Origin of the sequence: Paraburkholderia hospita, assembly GCF_002902965.1 — a bacterium.
Taxonomy (GTDB): Bacteria; Pseudomonadota; Gammaproteobacteria; order Burkholderiales; family Burkholderiaceae; genus Paraburkholderia; species Paraburkholderia hospita.
This window is the reverse complement of sequence record NZ_CP026107.1, coordinates 826,254-842,076: the sequence shown is the minus strand read 5'-3', so window position 1 is coordinate 842,076 and position 15,823 is coordinate 826,254. Positions and strand designations below refer to the sequence as shown.

Annotated in this window: 15 protein-coding genes; 8 read left to right on the top strand and 7 right to left on the bottom strand. The window is 63.1% G+C overall.

Features of this window, described 5'->3' with window-relative positions:
- The first annotated feature begins 38 nt into the window (after positions 1 to 38).
- The gene (locus tag C2L64_RS36985; protein WP_007583236.1) at positions 39 to 536 is read left to right on the top strand and encodes an Lrp/AsnC family transcriptional regulator; all 498 of its coding nucleotides are present in this window, start codon (positions 39 to 41) and stop codon (positions 534 to 536) included.
- On the opposite strand, the gene C2L64_RS36980 is transcribed toward C2L64_RS36985, so the two are convergent.
- Complete coding sequence (locus C2L64_RS36980; RefSeq protein ID WP_007583238.1) at positions 530 to 1,447, bottom strand: LysR substrate-binding domain-containing protein; 918 nt, start codon at positions 1,445 to 1,447, stop codon at positions 530 to 532. The genes C2L64_RS36985 and C2L64_RS36980 overlap by 7 nt on opposite strands.
- A gap of 130 nt (positions 1,448 to 1,577) precedes the next feature.
- Between C2L64_RS36980 and C2L64_RS36975 the strand changes: the two genes are divergently transcribed.
- From C2L64_RS36975 to C2L64_RS36945, 7 genes are all read left to right on the top strand, one after another.
- The gene (locus C2L64_RS36975) at positions 1,578 to 2,657 is read left to right on the top strand and encodes a tartrate dehydrogenase (RefSeq protein WP_007583241.1); all 1,080 of its coding nucleotides are present in this window, start codon (positions 1,578 to 1,580) and stop codon (positions 2,655 to 2,657) included.
- A 17-nt stretch (positions 2,658 to 2,674) separates the two neighbouring features.
- The gene (locus C2L64_RS36970; protein ID WP_007583243.1) at positions 2,675 to 4,147 is read left to right on the top strand and encodes an NAD-dependent succinate-semialdehyde dehydrogenase; all 1,473 of its coding nucleotides are present in this window, start codon (positions 2,675 to 2,677) and stop codon (positions 4,145 to 4,147) included.
- Complete coding sequence (locus C2L64_RS36965; RefSeq protein WP_007583245.1) at positions 4,144 to 5,121, top strand: M14 family metallopeptidase; 978 nt, start codon at positions 4,144 to 4,146, stop codon at positions 5,119 to 5,121. The genes C2L64_RS36970 and C2L64_RS36965 overlap by 4 nt, the downstream gene beginning before the upstream one ends.
- A gap of 40 nt (positions 5,122 to 5,161) precedes the next feature.
- Complete coding sequence (locus C2L64_RS36960; protein ID WP_007583246.1) at positions 5,162 to 5,506, top strand: cupin domain-containing protein; 345 nt, start codon at positions 5,162 to 5,164, stop codon at positions 5,504 to 5,506.
- 250 nt (positions 5,507 to 5,756) lie between these two features.
- Positions 5,757 to 6,767, top strand: a complete 1,011-nt coding sequence (locus C2L64_RS36955) for an ABC transporter substrate-binding protein (RefSeq protein ID WP_007583249.1) — start codon at positions 5,757 to 5,759, stop codon at positions 6,765 to 6,767.
- Positions 6,768 to 6,879: 112 nt separating this feature from the next.
- On the top strand, positions 6,880 to 8,595 hold the full coding sequence (locus C2L64_RS36950; RefSeq protein WP_007583251.1) for a GMC family oxidoreductase: 1,716 nt from the start codon (positions 6,880 to 6,882) through the stop codon (positions 8,593 to 8,595).
- Positions 8,596 to 8,956: 361 nt separating this feature from the next.
- Positions 8,957 to 9,376 (top strand): type II toxin-antitoxin system HicB family antitoxin, encoded by a 420-nt coding sequence (locus tag C2L64_RS36945; protein WP_007583253.1) that lies wholly within the window; start codon positions 8,957 to 8,959, stop codon positions 9,374 to 9,376.
- Between the two features lie 59 nt (positions 9,377 to 9,435).
- Here the strand turns inward: C2L64_RS36945 and C2L64_RS36940 are convergent, their stop codons facing one another.
- The 6 genes from C2L64_RS36940 to C2L64_RS36915 form a co-directional block, all read right to left on the bottom strand.
- Entirely contained in the window at positions 9,436 to 10,863 is a 1,428-nt protein-coding gene (locus C2L64_RS36940; RefSeq protein ID WP_007583254.1) for an aldehyde dehydrogenase family protein, read from the bottom strand.
- Between the two features lie 20 nt (positions 10,864 to 10,883).
- On the bottom strand, positions 10,884 to 11,681 hold the full coding sequence (locus C2L64_RS36935; protein ID WP_007583256.1) for an ABC transporter permease: 798 nt from the start codon (positions 11,679 to 11,681) through the stop codon (positions 10,884 to 10,886).
- Positions 11,678 to 12,589, bottom strand: coding sequence for an ABC transporter permease (locus tag C2L64_RS36930; RefSeq protein ID WP_007583258.1), 912 nt, complete (start codon positions 12,587 to 12,589; stop codon positions 11,678 to 11,680). The genes C2L64_RS36935 and C2L64_RS36930 overlap by 4 nt, the downstream gene beginning before the upstream one ends.
- Positions 12,586 to 13,917: an NAD(P)/FAD-dependent oxidoreductase gene (locus C2L64_RS36925; RefSeq protein ID WP_007583260.1), complete on the bottom strand. Its 1,332-nt coding sequence runs from the start codon at positions 13,915 to 13,917 to the stop codon at positions 12,586 to 12,588. The genes C2L64_RS36930 and C2L64_RS36925 overlap by 4 nt, the downstream gene beginning before the upstream one ends.
- A gap of 2 nt (positions 13,918 to 13,919) precedes the next feature.
- Positions 13,920 to 14,630: an HAD-IA family hydrolase gene (locus tag C2L64_RS36920; protein WP_007583261.1), complete on the bottom strand. Its 711-nt coding sequence runs from the start codon at positions 14,628 to 14,630 to the stop codon at positions 13,920 to 13,922.
- Positions 14,631 to 14,699: 69 nt separating this feature from the next.
- Positions 14,700 to 15,782 (bottom strand): ABC transporter ATP-binding protein, encoded by a 1,083-nt coding sequence (locus tag C2L64_RS36915; protein ID WP_007583263.1) that lies wholly within the window; start codon positions 15,780 to 15,782, stop codon positions 14,700 to 14,702.
- Between the last annotated feature and the right edge of the window lie 41 nt (positions 15,783 to 15,823).

The following is a 15,823-nucleotide window of genomic DNA, read 5'->3' as shown; positions in this document are numbered from 1 at the left end:
CGACCGACCCTTCGACATGCGGGACCGACCGACTCACGATGAGCACCGACTGCAAGCTGGACCGAATCGATCTGCGCATCCTCTCGCAGTTGCAAAAGCGAGGGCGAATCACGAACGTCGAGCTGGCCGACGCAGTCGGGCTGTCGCCGAGTCCTTGTCTGATCCGCGTGAAGCGTCTGGAGAAGGCGGGTTACATCATCGGGTACGGCGCGCAGATCCAGCTCGAAAAGCTCGGCGACGTGCAGATCGTGTTCACCGAGGTCACGCTCGCCGACCATCGCCGGGAAGACTTCATCAAGTTCGTCAACGCAATCAGGGATGTCGACGAGATCGTCGAATGCCATCTGGCGAGCGGCGGCTACGACTATCTGCTCAAGTTCATCACGCGCAGCGTCAGTCACTATCAGAGCATCATCGAAGGGCTGCTGGAGCGCAATATCGGCATCGAAAAGTACTTCAGCTATGTGATCATCAAGACGCCATTCGTCAAGACGCACTATCCGCTCGAAACACTCTTCTCACAGAACCATCACTGAGGTGCGTCCGGCGGGGCGAGACGGCCGAACTCGTCCGACAGAAAATCGACGCACACGCGCACCTTCGCCGACGACGCCAGCCGCGCCGGATAGACCGCCCACACGTTAGCCGGCTGCGTGACGCCGGGCAGCACCTGCACGAGCACACCGGAATCCAGCAGCGCGCGCACATCCCACATCGAACGCAAGACGATGCCGCGCGCCGCAAGCGCCCATTGCACGGCGACTTCGCCGTGATTGGTCGACAGCGGCCCCGTCACCTTGACGGAAACGGTCTCGCCGCGTTCCGTCAGACGCCAGATGCCGAACGGATGGTCACGCTCCTTGATCGCGAGGCAATGATGCGTGCCGAGGTCCGCAAGCTGACGCGGCGTGCCGTGACGCTTCAGGTATTCCGGCGACGCGCACAGCACGCGATGGTTCTCCGCAAGGCGCTTCGCGATCAGATGCGGCGCGATGTCGTCGCCGATACGAATGTCGAGATCGAAGCCTTCGCCCGCCACATCGACGATGCGGTCGAACAGGTCGAGCCGCACGCTCAGTTGCGGATAGCGCTCGGTGAGCCGCGCCAGCGCCGGCGCCACGACATGGCGCCCGAAGCCGAAGCTGCTGGAGATGCGCAACGTGCCGCGCGGCACGCGGCGCGTGGTCGACACGTCTTCGACCAGCCGGTCGACGTCGTCGAGAATCTTTTCGGCCCACGCGTACACGCGCTCGCCCGCTTCCGTGATCGCGACGCGGCGCGTCGAGCGATGAAAGAGGCGCGTGCCCAGATCCGCTTCGAGCATGTTCACGCGCTTGCTGACATACGCCGCCGACACCGACAGCGCATCCGCCGCCGCGCTGAAGCTGGCTTTGCGGGCGACGGTGCAGAACACGCGCAGGTCGTCGAGGTTCGGCGATTTATTCACAGTTCGTGCATAGTGGCTTAACCGAAAGCGCGATTTTATGACGGTTAATCAGGAATAGACTAGTCGTTAGTGAACGCTGGGCCTGAATGACCCGAACCCTTTCCGACATTTTCCCGACGAGGAGACCCGTATGACCCGCAACTATCGCATCGCAGTGATTCCCGGCGACGGCATCGGCAAGGAAGTGATGCCCGAAGCGCTGCGTGCGCTCGACGCCGTCAGCAAGCGCTACGGCATCGGCATCGACTATCAGCACATCGAGTGGGCGAGCTGCGACTACTACGCGCAGCACGGCCAGATGATGCCCGACGACTGGAAGCAGCAGCTCGAAGGCGTCGATGCCGTGCTGTTCGGCGCGGTCGGCTGGCCCGACACCGTGCCCGATCACATCTCGCTGTGGGGTTCGCTGCTCAAGTTCCGCCGCGAATTCGACCAGTACATCAACCTGCGTCCCGCGCGCCTGTTCGAAGGCGTGCCGTCGCCGCTCGCGGGCCGCAAGGCGGGCGATATCGACTTCATGATCGTGCGCGAGAACACCGAGGGCGAGTACTCGTCGGTGGGCGGCACGATGTTCGAAGGCACCGAGCGCGAGTTCGTGATGCAGCAGTCGATCTTCACCCGCAAAGGCTCCGAGCGCGTATTGAAGTTCGCGTTCGATCTCGCGCAGCGCCGCGAGAAGAAGATCACCGTCGCGACCAAGAGCAACGGCATTTCGATCAGCATGCCGTGGTGGGACGCGCGCGCCGCAGAGATGGCCGCGCGCTATCCGGACGTGACGTGGGACAAGCAGCACATCGATATTCTTTGTGCACGTTTCGTGTTGAATCCGGATCGCTTCGACGTGGTGGTCGCGACCAATCTGTTCGGCGACATCCTCTCCGATCTCGGCCCGGCCTGCACGGGCACGATCGGGATTGCGCCGTCGGCGAACATGAACCCGGATCGCGTATTCCCGTCGCTGTTCGAACCCGTGCACGGTTCCGCGCCCGACATCGCGGGCAAAGGCATCGCCAATCCGATCGCGATGATCTGGTCGGCGGCGATGATGCTTGATTTCCTCGGCAACGGCGCGGGCAAAGAACGCGAAGCGCACGACGCGATCCTCGCCGCCATCGAAGCCACGCTCAAGGAAGGCCCGCATACGGGTGACCTGGGCGGCAAGGCGAATACGGCGGAAGTGGGCGCGGCTATCGCGCATCGCCTCGCCTGAATCACAGGAGTCTTTAGATGACCAAGCGATACGAGTTGAGCGAGCTGATCCGCAGCGACAATTTCATCGACGGCAAGTGGGTGGCGTCTGCTAAAGGCAAGCGCTTCGACGTGACGAACCCGGCGACGGGCGAAGTGATCGCGCAGATCGCCGACAGCGACGCCGCCGACGCGCGCGCCGCCACCGATGCCGCCGCTCGCGCCTTCCCCGCCTGGCGCGACGCCTTGCCGAAAGACCGCGCCGCCGTGCTGCACCGCTGGCATGCGCTGATGGTCGAGAACGCCGATACGCTCGGCCGCCTGATCTCGCTCGAACAGGGCAAGCCGTTCGCCGAAGGACGCGGCGAGGTGATGTACGGCGCGTCGTACGTGGCGTGGTTCGCGGACGAAGCGACGCGCATCTACGGCGACATCATTCCGCAGCAGCAGCGCGGCAAGCGCATGAGCGCGGTGAAGGAGCCTGTCGGCGTCGTCGCCGCGATCACGCCGTGGAATTTCCCGCTCGCGATGATCGCGCGCAAGATCGCGCCCGCGCTCGCGGCAGGCTGCACGGTCGTCGGCAAGCCTGCTGAAGACACGCCCCTCACGGCCCTTGCGCTCGTGATGCTCGCGCATGAGGCAGGCGTGCCGGCGGGCGTGCTGAACCTGATTGCGTCGTCGCGAGAGAACGCTGTAGGCGCAGTAGCCGACTGGCTCGCCGACAGCCGCGTGCGCAAGATCACGTTCACGGGTTCGACGCCTGTCGGCAAGTATCTGGCACGCGAATCGGCGGGGACGTTGAAGAAGCTGTCGCTGGAACTGGGCGGCAATGCGCCCTTCATCGTGTTCGACGACGCCGATCTCGATGCCGCCGTCACGGGCCTGCTGGCCGCAAAATTCCGCAACGGCGGTCAGACCTGTGTGTGCCCGAACCGCGTGTACGTGCAGTCCGGCGTGTACGAGCGTTTCGCGGACCTGCTCGCGACGCGCGTCGCCGCGCTGAAAGTCGCGCCCGCCACCGACCCCGCTGCGCAGATCGGCCCGATGATCAACGCGCGCGCAATCGACAAGATCGCGCGTCACGTCGACGACGCCGTGGCCCGCGGCGCGCGCGTGCTGACCGGCGGCAAGCGCCTGCCGGAACTCGGCCCCAACTACTACGCGCCGACCGTGCTCGCCGATGCAACGCCCGACATGAACCTGAGCTGCGAAGAGACCTTCGGCCCCGTCGCGCCGCTGTTCCGTTTCGACGACGAAGCCGAGGCGATCCGCGCTTCCAACGACACGCCGTTCGGCCTCGCATCGTACTTCTATAGCCAGGACGTGCGGCGCATCGACCGCGTCGCGCGGCAACTCGAAGCGGGCATCGTCGGCATCAACGAAGGCGCGCTCGCGAGCGAAGCCGCGCCGTTCGGCGGCGTGAAGGAATCGGGCTACGGCCGCGAAGGCTCGAAATACGGCCTCGACGATTACCTGTCGATCAAATACCTCTGCCAGGGCGGACTCGAATGAACGCGCAGGCCTATCCAATCGAAGTCGCATTCCCCGACATCGCCGTGCACGAGCACAGCGACACGGGCATCGCGTACGTGCATACCTTCGATTCGGGCGTCGCCGGTCCGCACGTGATGATCAACGCGCTCACGCACGGCAACGAGGTGTGCGGCGCGATCGTCGTCGATGCGCTGCTGCGCGCGAAGCTGCGTCCACGGCGCGGCAAGCTGACGCTCGCGTTCGCGAACGTCGATGCGTATGCGCGTTTCGATCCGTCGAAGCCGGATGCGGCGCGCTTCGTCGATCAGGACTTCAACCGCGTGTGGACGGCGCATACGCTCGACAACAGCGCGCTCGATTCGAGCGAGTTGCGCCGCGCACGCGCGATGCGGCCCGTGATCGATACCGTCGATCTGCTGCTCGACCTGCATTCGATGCATGAGAAGAGCAAGCCGTTGATCGTCGCCGGGCCGCTCGACAAGGGTATCGCGCTGTCGGAAAAGCTCGGCACGCCCGCCACGGTGATCTGCGACGAGGGCCATCCAGAAGGCCGCCGCATGCGCGACTATGAAGGCTTTGGCGATCCGCAAAGTGCGAAGAACGCGTTGCTGATCGAATGCGGACAGCATTGGGAAGCGAGCGCCGTCGCCGTTGCGCGCGATGTGACGGCGCGCTTTCTCTTGTTGTCCGGCGTGGTCGATGAAGCCGACTTGCCCGAAGGCTGGGCCCTGGCGCTGCCCGACGAAATGCTGATCGTGCGCGTGACGGAGCCTGTCGTCGCGAAGAGCCTCGACTTTCGCTTCGCCGGCGACTACACGGGCTTAGAGGTGTTTCCCGACGCTGGCAGCGTGATTGGCTGGTCGGACGGTGAAGCCGTGCCCACGCCCTACCCCGACTGCATGCTCGTGATGCCTTCGCTCAGGCAGTTGCGCGCGGGCGTGACGGTCGTGCGGCTCGGCAAGATCGAGAAGCGTATCGCAAGAACTCAATAGCTTTTGCCGTCATTCCAACCATCGTCAACGAAAACACGAGATGAAAGTCCAGCAGATCAAACAAAGCATTGCATTGCAGGGACTGGAAGCCTGGGGCACGGCCGGTCTTCCAGGCACGCCAGAAATCCAGGTATCCGGCGTGCAGAAAGTGATTCGCGGCAGCGAGGCGATCGATACGGGCATCTTCGAATGCACGCCCGGCACGTATCGGCGCTCGGTCAAGCAGGCCGAAGTGATGCACTTCCTCAGCGGCCGTGGCCGCTTCACGCCCGACGGCGAAGACACGGTTCACTTCTCGGGCGGCGACACGCTGTTCTTCGAGGCCCACACGGAAGGCACATGGGAAGTCGAAGAGACGATGCGCAAGGTCTACGTGATCTTCTGACGGCATGCGATCGGTGAGAGCCCTGGTGACGTGCACATCAAGCGTCTGACATAACACTACGTCATGGGGACTCCAACAATTCCGGCGTTGCTCCGCCGAAATTGACTCACTATATTTTCAATCAATCCCGCGTTGTTCTGCTTCCTGCGTCACGCCGGAAGCGCGACAGCACGACCTGGAAGATGTCTTTCGCTTCAACCGTGTCGAGGAAAAAGTCGTGATCAATAAAACGAAGTTGCGCCCACTAGTTATGACGCTCGCGTTGAGCATCGCGGGTATGGCGCCCGCGTTCGCGGCGGGGAAAATCACTTTCGTCTCACAAGGCGGCACGTATCAGGAAGCGCAGACCAAGGCGATCCTCGATCCTGCTGCGAAGGAGCTGGGCATCACGATCGCCCAGGACAGCATTCCCGACGCCTGGCCACAGATCAAGGCGCAAGGCGCGACGGGCAAGCCAATCTGGGACGTGGTCGATACACCGACATCGAACTGTCTGCGCGGTGGCCGCGAAGGTCTGCTGGAAAAGCTGGACTTCTCGAAGATCCCGAACGCAGCGGCCGTGCCGGAAAAATATCGCACGCCGTATTCGGTTGCGTACGAGTTCTATTCGACCGTGATCGGCTACAACAAGAAGAACCTCAAGAAAGTGCCGCAAAGCTGGAAGGATTTCTGGGACGTGAAGAACTTCCCCGGCACGCGTGCGCTGCGCAACGATCCGCAGACGGTGCTCGAAGCTGCGCTGCTCGCCGACGGCGTGCCGCGCGACAAGCTCTATCCGCTGGATGTGGATCGCGCGTTTAAGAAACTGCAGCAGATCAAGCCCGACATTACCGTGTGGTGGACGTCGGGCGGCCAGTCGGCGCAATTGCTGCACGACGGCGAAGTGGACATGACGATGATCTGGAACGGCCGCGCCAGCGCCGTGAAGAAGGATGATCCCGATGTCGACTTCACGTTCAATGACGGCATTCTGCAGAACACGCAGTTGTGTGTGCTGAAGAACGCGCCGAATCTGCCCGACGCGATCAAGTTCGTCAACGCTGCGTTGTCGCCGGATTTGCAGGCGAATCTGCCGCTCTATATCGACTACGGTCCGGGCAACCCCGCGGCGTTCAAGACGGGCAAGATCACCGCGAAGCGCGCGAGCGAACTGCCTAGCTCGCCGGATAACGCGTCGAAGCAGGCGCTGATGTCGGAAGAATGGTGGGCCTCCGACGCAGGGATTCAGGCCAAGGCGCGCTGGCTGAAGTTCATGCAATAACGTAGTCGCGCATTGCCAATCAGGCGCCCGCAGGAACATCGTTCGTTGCGGGCGTTTTTCATTTCATCGATTCTCACGCACTGCCGGCGACACGCGCCGCACAACATTCGACGTGATCGACTATCTGATTCTGGGCGGCGGCTCGGCAGGCTGCGTGCTGGCTGCGCGGCTGTCCGAAGATACGGGCAAGACCGTGTGTCTGATCGAAGCGGGCCGCGATATCTCGCAGGCGAGCATGCCCGATGCGATCCGCAGCCGCTATCCGGGCCGCGCGTATCTCGACACGCGCAACATCTGGCAGCAACTGAAAGCGCGCATGAGCGCGCCAGCGGCGCTGCGCCGCTATGAACAGGCGAAGCTGCTGGGCGGCGGCTCGGCGATCAACGCGCTGATGGCCAACCGCGGCGCACCCGCCGATTACGACGAATGGGAAGCGCTCGGCGCGCGCGGATGGAACTGGCAAGCGTGTCTGCCCTATTTCCGCAAGCTCGAAACCGATTGCGACTTCGGCGGCGAGCTGCATGGCGCGAGCGGGCCTTTGCGCATTCAGCGCACTCGCTGGCCGCGTATCTCGCCGTTCGTGCAGGCCGTGCTCGGCACGCTGCAACAGCGCGGACATGCGTTGCACGACGATCAGAACGGTCCGTGGGAAGACGGCACGTTCGTTGGCTCGATCGCCGTGAGCGCAGCGGGCGAGCGCATTCCGACTTCCGTCTGCTATCTCGACGATACCGTGCGTGCGCGCAAGAATCTGTCGATACGCACGGGTCTCGTCGTCCAGCGGATATTGTTCGACGGGCAGCGTGCAACGGGTGCGCGGGTTTTGCATGCGGACGGCACGCATGAGGATGTGCCCGCGGCGCGTGTGATCGTAAGTGCTGGCGCGATTCATAGTCCTGCGCTGCTGCTCAGAAGCGGCATCGGTCCCGCCAGCGATCTCGCCGGGCTCGGCATCGAGGTGCGCGCAGACCGCGCGGGCGTGGGGCGCAATCTGATGGAGCATCCGTCGATTGCCGTGTCGGCGTTTCTGCCGCGCGCCGCGCGTACGCCGTTTCCCGACGAGCATCATGAACAGGCGATCGTGCGGTTTTCCTCTGGGTTGCCCGATACCGTGCCTGGCGACATGCACGGCGCGATCCTGTCGCGCTCGGGCTGGCATTCGGTCGGTTATCGGCTCGGGACGATTTTCTTCTGGGTCAACAAGTCGTATTCGCGCGGGTCTTTGAAGCTCGCGTCGGCGAGTCCTTTCGATGAGCCGCTGGTCGACTTCGCGATGTTGTCGGACCTGCGCGATCTCGAACGGTTGAAGCTCGCGTTGCGCTTTGGTGCGCAGACGCTGGCAGCGCCTTCGATGGCGGCGCACCGCGATGCCATTTTTCCATCGAGCTATTCGCCACGCGTCGCGGCCGTGGCCGTGCCGGGCGTGTGGAATGCGTTTCAGCGTGGGGCGTTGAGCGCGCTGCTCGATATTGCCGGGCCGTTGCGTGGGTCGCTGATCCGGCGCGTGGTGACGCAGGGTGTTTCGATCGATGAACTGCTAGCCGATGACGCTGCGATGACTGAGTTTGTCACGCGATCGGTTGGTGGGACGTGGCATCCGTCGGGGACATGCAGGATGGGGGCGCCCGGCGATCCGTTGGCCGTGACCGACGCGGACGGCGCCGTGTATGGCGTGGAAGGACTGCATGTGTGCGATGCGTCGCTAATGCCGTCTATCCCGTGCGCGAATACCAATGTGCCGACGATTATGGTGGCGGAGAGGGTGGCGGAGATGATAAGAGCATCCGGAGGAGTCCGAGCCGGGTCCTATGCCCCAATTTGTCTCTGAGAAAAAATACAACAATTTTGTTGCAAATATCCACTTATAAATACAACATTTATGTTGTAACTTTCTCCCTTCATAACAACATAGGGAGAACATGAAATACAGCGAGTTCAGGAAGTGGCTGAAGCAGCAAGGCGCGACGTTCGAAAAGCACCGAAGCGGCGCAAGTCACTACCGGGTGACGCTCAATGGCAGGACCACCATCTTCCCCGATCACGGTGCGAAGGAAATGGGTAAAGGACGGACTGGTGGAAGCCATCAGGAAGCAACTCGGTATCAGGTGAAGCAGAGAGCCCTACGCGGGCTCTCTCACTCGCGTATCACCTCCATGTTCTTTGAAAGAATGGCAAACCACGACACACGTATGCTCAGCTACCCGATCAGCCTGACACCCGACGACAACGGAACGTTGCTCGTCACGTTTCCGGATGTTCCCGAAGCCATCACCGTCGGCGACGACGAAGAAGACGCGAAAGTGCAAGCCCTGGATGCGCTTGAGGCCGCGTTCGAAATCTACTTCGCGGAGAAGCGAAGCATCCCGATGCCTTCGAAGGCCAAACGCGGGCAATCCGTCGTCACGTTGCCGGCGCTTGTGACCGCAAAAGTGCTGCTCGCCGACGAGATGCTGCGCCAGAACGTACGAAAGGCTGAACTCGCGCGGCGGCTCAGCGTCAATCAGGTGCAGGTGGATCGACTTCTGAACTTCGGCCATTCATCGAAGATCGAGATGGTCGAATCGGCGTTTGCGGTATTGGGCAAGCGTCTTGATGTTCGGGCGGTCTAACACGCGCCGCAATTCCCGGGATGGAAGCCCCGCGTCAACGGAGCTTTCCATTCCGCCTCTTATCCCCCAAACCCCACCACCCCCTTCACCTCCAGAAACGCCTCCAGTCCCCACTCGCCATACTCGCGGCCGTTCCCCGATTGCTTGTACCCGCCGAAAGGCGACCCCGCGTCCCACGTCGGATAGTTCAGATACACGCTGCCCGCGCGCATCCTGAACCCAACCCGCCGCGCCCGCTCGATATCCGCCGATTGCACATAAGCGGCCAGCCCAAACGGCGTATCGTTGGCGATCGCAATCGCCTCTTCTTCATCGCGATACGGCATGATCGCCAGCACGGGACCGAATATCTCGTCGCGGGCAATCGTCATCGACGGGTCCACGTTCGCGAACACAGTCGGCTTCACGTAGTAGCCGCGCGTCAGCCCATCGGGACGTCCAGTGCCGCCCGCCACCAGTTGCGCGCCTTCGTCGATCCCAATACCGATCAAGCGCTGCACGCGCCCGAACTGCACGTCGCTGACCACCGGGCCCATCGTCGTATCCGCGGCATCGGCCGGTCCGACACGATGGGCATCGGCCGCGCGCCGCGCGATGTCGACCGCTTCGTCGTGCCGCGACGCGGGCACGAGCATGCGCGTCGGCGCGTTGCACGACTGGCCGCTATTGCCGAAGCACGAATTGACGCCAGCTGTCACGGCCGCTTCGAAATCGGCGTCGTCGAGCAGAATGTTCGCCGACTTGCCGCCCAGTTCCTGGTGAACGCGCTTGACGGTCGGCGCAGCGAGCTTCGCGATCTCGATGCCGGCGCGCGTCGAACCCGTGAACGACACCATGTCGACATCGGGATGACTGCACAGCGCCGCGCCCACGGTCGGCCCATCGCCGTTGACCAGGTTGAACACGCCAGCAGGCACGCCAGCCGCATCGATGATCTCGGCGAACAGCACCGCATTGAGCGGCGACACCTCGCTGGGCTTCAACACCATCGTGCAGCCCGCGGCGATCGCCGGCGCGACCTTGCAGACGATCTGATTGATCGGCCAGTTCCACGGCGTGATCAACGCCACGACACCGACAGGCTCATGATTGATCAGCGTCGTGCCCTTCTTGCGCTGCCATTCGAAGGTCTCGCACGTGCGCAGCACTTCTTCCAGATGCCGCTTGCCAAGACCCGCCTGCCAGGCATGTGAGAACTTCGCGGGCGCACCGATTTCACGCATGATCGTCTCGGCCATCTCGTCATAACGTTCGAGATACACATCGAGAATGCGCCGGATCAACGCAACGCGCTCCTCTGGCCGCGTTTGTGAGAACGACACAAACGCGCGCTTCGCCGCCGCCACCGCGCGATCGACATCCTGCGCATTGCCGAGTGCCACTTCGGCGAACGGCTCTTCGGTGCAGGGATCGATGACAGGCAGACGCGCACGGCTGGACGGCTCGACCCACGCGCCGTCGATATAAAACTTCAGTGAATTGGACATCCGGTTTCCGTAGAAAGAAATCAGGCGCGCGCGACCGCCGACGAACGGCGGCTCACGACAACGATCATCACGAGGCACAGCGTCAGCGCCGTCAGCATCGTGCTGATCGCGGCGATGGTCGGATCGATCTCGTCGCGCAACGTGACGAACATGCGCCGCGTCAGCGTCTGGTTCGAACCGCCCGAAATGAACAGCGCGACGACCGTTTCATCCAGCGCCTGAATGAACACGAAGACCGCGCCGGAGATGACACTCGCCTTGATCTGCGGCAGCGTCACCGTCATGAAGCTGCGAAAGCGGTTCATGCCGAGGCTGCGCGCGACCATTTCCTGCGTGCGGTCGAAGGTCCGCAAATCCGCGCCGACGGAGATCAGCACATACGGCAGGCCGAGCATCGTATCGGCGACGATCAGCCCGGTGAGCGTATTCACATACCCAGCCTGCGTGAACACGAAGAACACCCCCACCGCGACGATGATGATGGGGACCATCAAAGGCAGCATCAGCAGCGTGCGCAGATAGCGCATCGACCAGTGCGAGCCGTGCTGGATACCATACGCAGCCGCAATGCCGAGCGGCGTCGCGATCAGCGCGGCGCACACGGAAGCCGTCAGCGTCACGCGCGCCGCGTCGATCCATGCGGGGTTGTCGAAGAAAGAGTGATACCAGCGCAGCGAATACGCCGGCGGCGGAAACGTCATGAAGCGCGTATCGGAGAACGACAGCGGCACGACGATCACCACGGGCAGCATCAGAAACACGAGGATCAGCACGACGCCCGCACCGAGCGTCAGCCTTCCGAATGAGAGCTTGTTCATTTCGCGCCCAGGGTCTTTTCGAGTGGAATCACGCGGCTCGCCGCATAGAAGATCGCGAACACGCAGACCAGCAACACGACGCTGACCGCACTCGCCGCGCCCCAACTGTTGTAGATCTCGACATTGCGGCTCACCACCATCGACACCATGATCGACTTGCCGCCGCCCATCAGCTCAGGCGTAATGTAGAAGCCGAGGCACAGCACGAACACGAGCGTCACGCCTGCGACGACGCCGCTCATCGATAGCGGCAGGAACACGCGCCAGAACACATGCAACGGCGAGCCACCCAGGCTCGCGCCCGCCTGCGACAGATTGCCGGGGATCTTCTGCATCGCGGAGTAAAGCGGCAGCACCATGAACGGCAACAGGATGTGCACCATCGCGACAATCGTGCCGAACTGGTTATACGAAAGCTGCAACGGCCTGTCGATCAAACCCATCGACAGCAGCGCCTTGTTCACGAGCCCCGTGCGTTGCAGCAGCACGAGCCACGCATACGTGCGCACGAGCACGCTGGTCCAGAACGGCAGGATCACCATGCCGAGTATCAGCGCGCTCCATTTCGGCGGCACGGATGCCGCGAAATACGCCACGGGATATCCGAGCAGCAACGTAATGCCCGTCACGATGATGCTCAGCTTGAACGTCATCAGAAACGTGTCCAGATACGTGCCCGTGAAAACCCGCTGATAGTTGACGAGCGTGAACGCGCCGTCGTGATAGATCGACTGCCACGAAAGCCACGCCAGCGGCACCACCAGCAAGACCACGACGACGAGCAGCGCGGGCGCCATCAGCAGCAGCATCGCGCGGTCTTCGCGCTGCTGGTGACGTACCGACGGATCGATCGTAGTGGCCTGCATCACAGTCTGTTCCTGCAAAACGTGTTTGGCTGTCGTCATCATGCACCCACTGCGTCGAGAAACTGATACCACGCGGCAACGAGCCTGACGCCCGGCGCACGCAGTGAATGAAACGGCACGGGCCGCAAGCCTTCCTGCGCCAGCAACGCCAGCTCCGGCTTCTCGCCGAGCGCCAGCGCAGCAGCGTGTTGCCCGATCAGGCTCGCCATCGCGACACCCGCTCCGTTATACCCGAGACAGAATGTCGTGACGTCGTCACTGCGCCCGACATGCGGCAACGCGTTGAACGTCATGCCCACATACCCCGACCAGCCGTACTCGACACGCACGCCCGCAAGATCGGGAAAGAGCGCGGCCATCGCGCGCTGCAACGCATCGAAGCCCGTTGCCTGCTCTTCCTTGCCGAACGCATCGCGGCCGCCGAACAGCATACGGCCATCCACCTTGCGAAACCACTTCATCATGCGACGCGTTTCGGTATAGCTGCGCCCGTTGACCATCAGCTTCGCGTCGAGTTCCGCCGACAATCTTTCCGTGGCTATCATTGCGCTGCGAAACGGCACGAGTTCGCGCTGATACTGCGATGTGGCCTGCGTGAGATTCGAGTAGGCATTGGTTGCTACGATCACCTGCTTCGCGCGCACGCTGCCGCCGGGCGCGCGCAGCATCACGCCATCCTGCACACGCGTCATGTCGAGAATCGGCGTCGATTCGTAGATGGGCACGCCGCGTGCCGTCAGCGCGCGCGCAATGCCGCATACGTATTCGAGCGGCAGGATCGTGCCTGCATCGGCGCTCAGCACGCCGCCGACAAAGCCGTTCGAACCTGTTTCGTGCGTGATTTCCTCGCGCGACAGCACGCTCATCGATCCATCGCCAAGCTGCGTTCGCACCCAGTCGGCTTCCGCCCGAATCGACGCGAACGCGCGCTCGGTGTGCGCGCAACGCAGGCTGCCCGTATGTTCGAAGCGCGCGCGCTCCAGCTTGAATTCATCGACGAACTGCTCGACCACGCGCACGCCTTCATGCGCGAGCCGATGCATGCGCCTCGCGGTGTCGAGGTCGTACGCGCTTGCTATCGACGGAAACGACAGCCGGAACTTCGACGACACCACGCCGCCATTGCGCCCGCTCGCGCCCCATCCAACAGGATTCGCGTCGAACACCGCGCAATCGACACCGCGCTTTTGCAACGCATACGCGGCCGCGAGACCCGAGTACCCCGCGCCGATGATCGCCACGTCGACGATCAGATCGCGCGCAAGCGGCGCGCCCGTGCTGACGGGCGCATCCGCGACGGGCGAGCGCACGGCCATCGCCCGCCAGAGCGAGTCCGGCTGCGGATTGTGCGGTGTCGTCGGCGCGAGCATGATCAGGCGGCGCGCGCTTCGGCTTCGACGGCGTCCGCGAGTGCCGCGAGCGTCGCGAACTTGAACGTCGGCTCGGTGACGGCTTCGGGAACGGGCGTCGCGCCGAAGCCCTTCAAGCCCTGGCGACGCTCGATCCAGCAGGTCGCGTAGCCGAGCTTCGTCGCGATGCCGATGTCGTGATACTGGCTTTGCGCGGTATGCAGGATTTCGCCGAACTTGTAGCCGAATGCCGCCTGACGTCCGCGGTTGTACGCGAAGAACTGCGGATCGGGTTTCGCGACGCCTGTTTCGTCGCAGCAGACGGTGTCGTCGAACGGGTCGCCGAGCGTGTGCGCATACGCCGACAGCGCGACGCGGTCCGCGTTCGTCATCGCGACGAGGCGATAGTGCTTGCGCAGGCGCTTCAGCGCCGCGACGGAATCTTCGAATGCGGGCCAGTCGAGCACGTCGCGCTGGAATGCAGCGGCCGATTGTGCGTCGTCGGGCAAGCCGAGTTCTTTCGCGACGTACAGATAGACGTTGGCCATCTCATGGCTCGAGCGGCCCGGATAGGTTGCGCGGCCGCGCATGTACGGCTCGAAGATCGCTTCGTCGGTCAGGTCTTTCGCTTTCGCGCCGCCCAGACGCCGCATGGACGCGAGCACGCCCTTTTCGAAGTTGATCAGCGTGCCGACGACATCGAACGTCAGAACCTTGAAATCGGTGAGCTTCATTGCATCATCCCTTTGCAGTTTGCGTGAATCGCGTAAGAAGGCATGCCCGTGCACAGGCGGTGAGTGAAATCAGGCGGGCACGACGATCGTGTCCTGAGGATCGAGCGTGACGGTCATCTGCGCGCCCGGCGATGGAATGCGCCGGCGCGCTTCGTGGCTGCCGGGTTGTCGAAGGCTGATGGCCGTGCCGTCGGCGAGCGCGGCGAACACGCGCAGGCTCTCGCCCTGATACAGCACTTCGGTGACGCGGCACGACAGGCGGTTTGCGTGCGCGGCGCCCGGCGCATCCGCGACGTCGATCACGAGCTTTTCCGTCTGCACTGCGAGCAGCAGCTTGTCTCCGCGCGGCAGCGGATGCGCCGTGCGCAACACGGCGTCGCCGAGTCGCACGGCGTCATCGCCGGCGCGGCTCACGTTGAGTAATGTCGCTTCGCCAATGAAGCTCGCGACGAACGCATCGCACGGACGGTCATAGAGACGCTCCGGCGTATCGATCTGCACGAGCTTGCCGTCCTTCAGCACGGCGACGCGGTCGCTCATCGTCAGCGCCTCGCGCTGGTCATGCGTGACGTTGACGATGGTTGCGCCGAGCTTGCGATGCAGGCGGCGCAATTCGATCTGCATGGTTTCGCGCAGTTGCTTGTCGAGCGCGGAGAGCGGCTCGTCCATCAGGATCAGTTGCGGCTCGAACACCATGGCGCGCGCGAGCGCCACGCGCTGACGCTGGCCACCCGATAGCTGGTTGATGTTGCGCGACTCGTAGCCGTTCAGTTCGACCATCGCGAGCGCGTCGGCGACTTTCTTCGCCCAGCCCGATTTGGGCTCGCGGCGCGCGCGCAGCGGAAAGGCGACGTTCTCGCCGACTGTCATATGAGGAAACAGCGCGTAGTTCTGGAACACGATACCGATGTTGCGCTTGTGCGGTGGCGCAAATGTAATGTCGCGCTCGCCAACCCAGACCGTGCCGGAACTCGGCTGCACGAAGCCGCCGAGGATGCCGAGCAAGGTCGTCTTGCCCGACCCGGACGGCCCGAGCAGCGACACGAATTCACCCGGTGCGATGTCGAGCGATACGTCGTCCAGCGCAACCACCGGACCATAACGCTTCGCTGCCGACCTGATGGATACTCCCGTTTTCGCTCGTGCGTCCATGGCGTGTGTCTCGTTAGAAATGGGTGCGTTGAGAAAAATAT

Bases quoted from the DNA above. Each gene is read 5' to 3' on its own strand.
- C2L64_RS36985 (WP_007583236.1), top strand. From the start codon at position 39: ATGAGCACCGACTGCAAGCTGGACCGAATCGATCTGCGCATCCTCTCG.
- C2L64_RS36975 (WP_007583241.1), top strand. From the start codon at position 1,578: ATGACCCGCAACTATCGCATCGCAGTGATTCCCGGCGACGGCATCGGC.
- C2L64_RS36970 (WP_007583243.1), top strand. From the start codon at position 2,675: ATGACCAAGCGATACGAGTTGAGCGAGCTGATCCGCAGCGACAATTTC.
- C2L64_RS36965 (WP_007583245.1), top strand. From the start codon at position 4,144: ATGAACGCGCAGGCCTATCCAATCGAAGTCGCATTCCCCGACATCGCC.
- C2L64_RS36960 (WP_007583246.1), top strand. From the start codon at position 5,162: ATGAAAGTCCAGCAGATCAAACAAAGCATTGCATTGCAGGGACTGGAA.
- C2L64_RS36955 (WP_007583249.1), top strand. From the start codon at position 5,757: ATGACGCTCGCGTTGAGCATCGCGGGTATGGCGCCCGCGTTCGCGGCG.
- C2L64_RS36945 (WP_007583253.1), top strand. From the start codon at position 8,957: ATGCTCAGCTACCCGATCAGCCTGACACCCGACGACAACGGAACGTTG.
- C2L64_RS36940 (WP_007583254.1), bottom strand. From the start codon at position 10,863: ATGTCCAATTCACTGAAGTTTTATATCGACGGCGCGTGGGTCGAGCCG.
- C2L64_RS36935 (WP_007583256.1), bottom strand. From the start codon at position 11,681: ATGAACAAGCTCTCATTCGGAAGGCTGACGCTCGGTGCGGGCGTCGTG.
- C2L64_RS36930 (WP_007583258.1), bottom strand. From the start codon at position 12,589: ATGATGACGACAGCCAAACACGTTTTGCAGGAACAGACTGTGATGCAG.
- C2L64_RS36925 (WP_007583260.1), bottom strand. From the start codon at position 13,917: ATGCTCGCGCCGACGACACCGCACAATCCGCAGCCGGACTCGCTCTGG.
- C2L64_RS36920 (WP_007583261.1), bottom strand. From the start codon at position 14,630: ATGAAGCTCACCGATTTCAAGGTTCTGACGTTCGATGTCGTCGGCACG.
- C2L64_RS36915 (WP_007583263.1), bottom strand. From the start codon at position 15,782: ATGGACGCACGAGCGAAAACGGGAGTATCCATCAGGTCGGCAGCGAAG.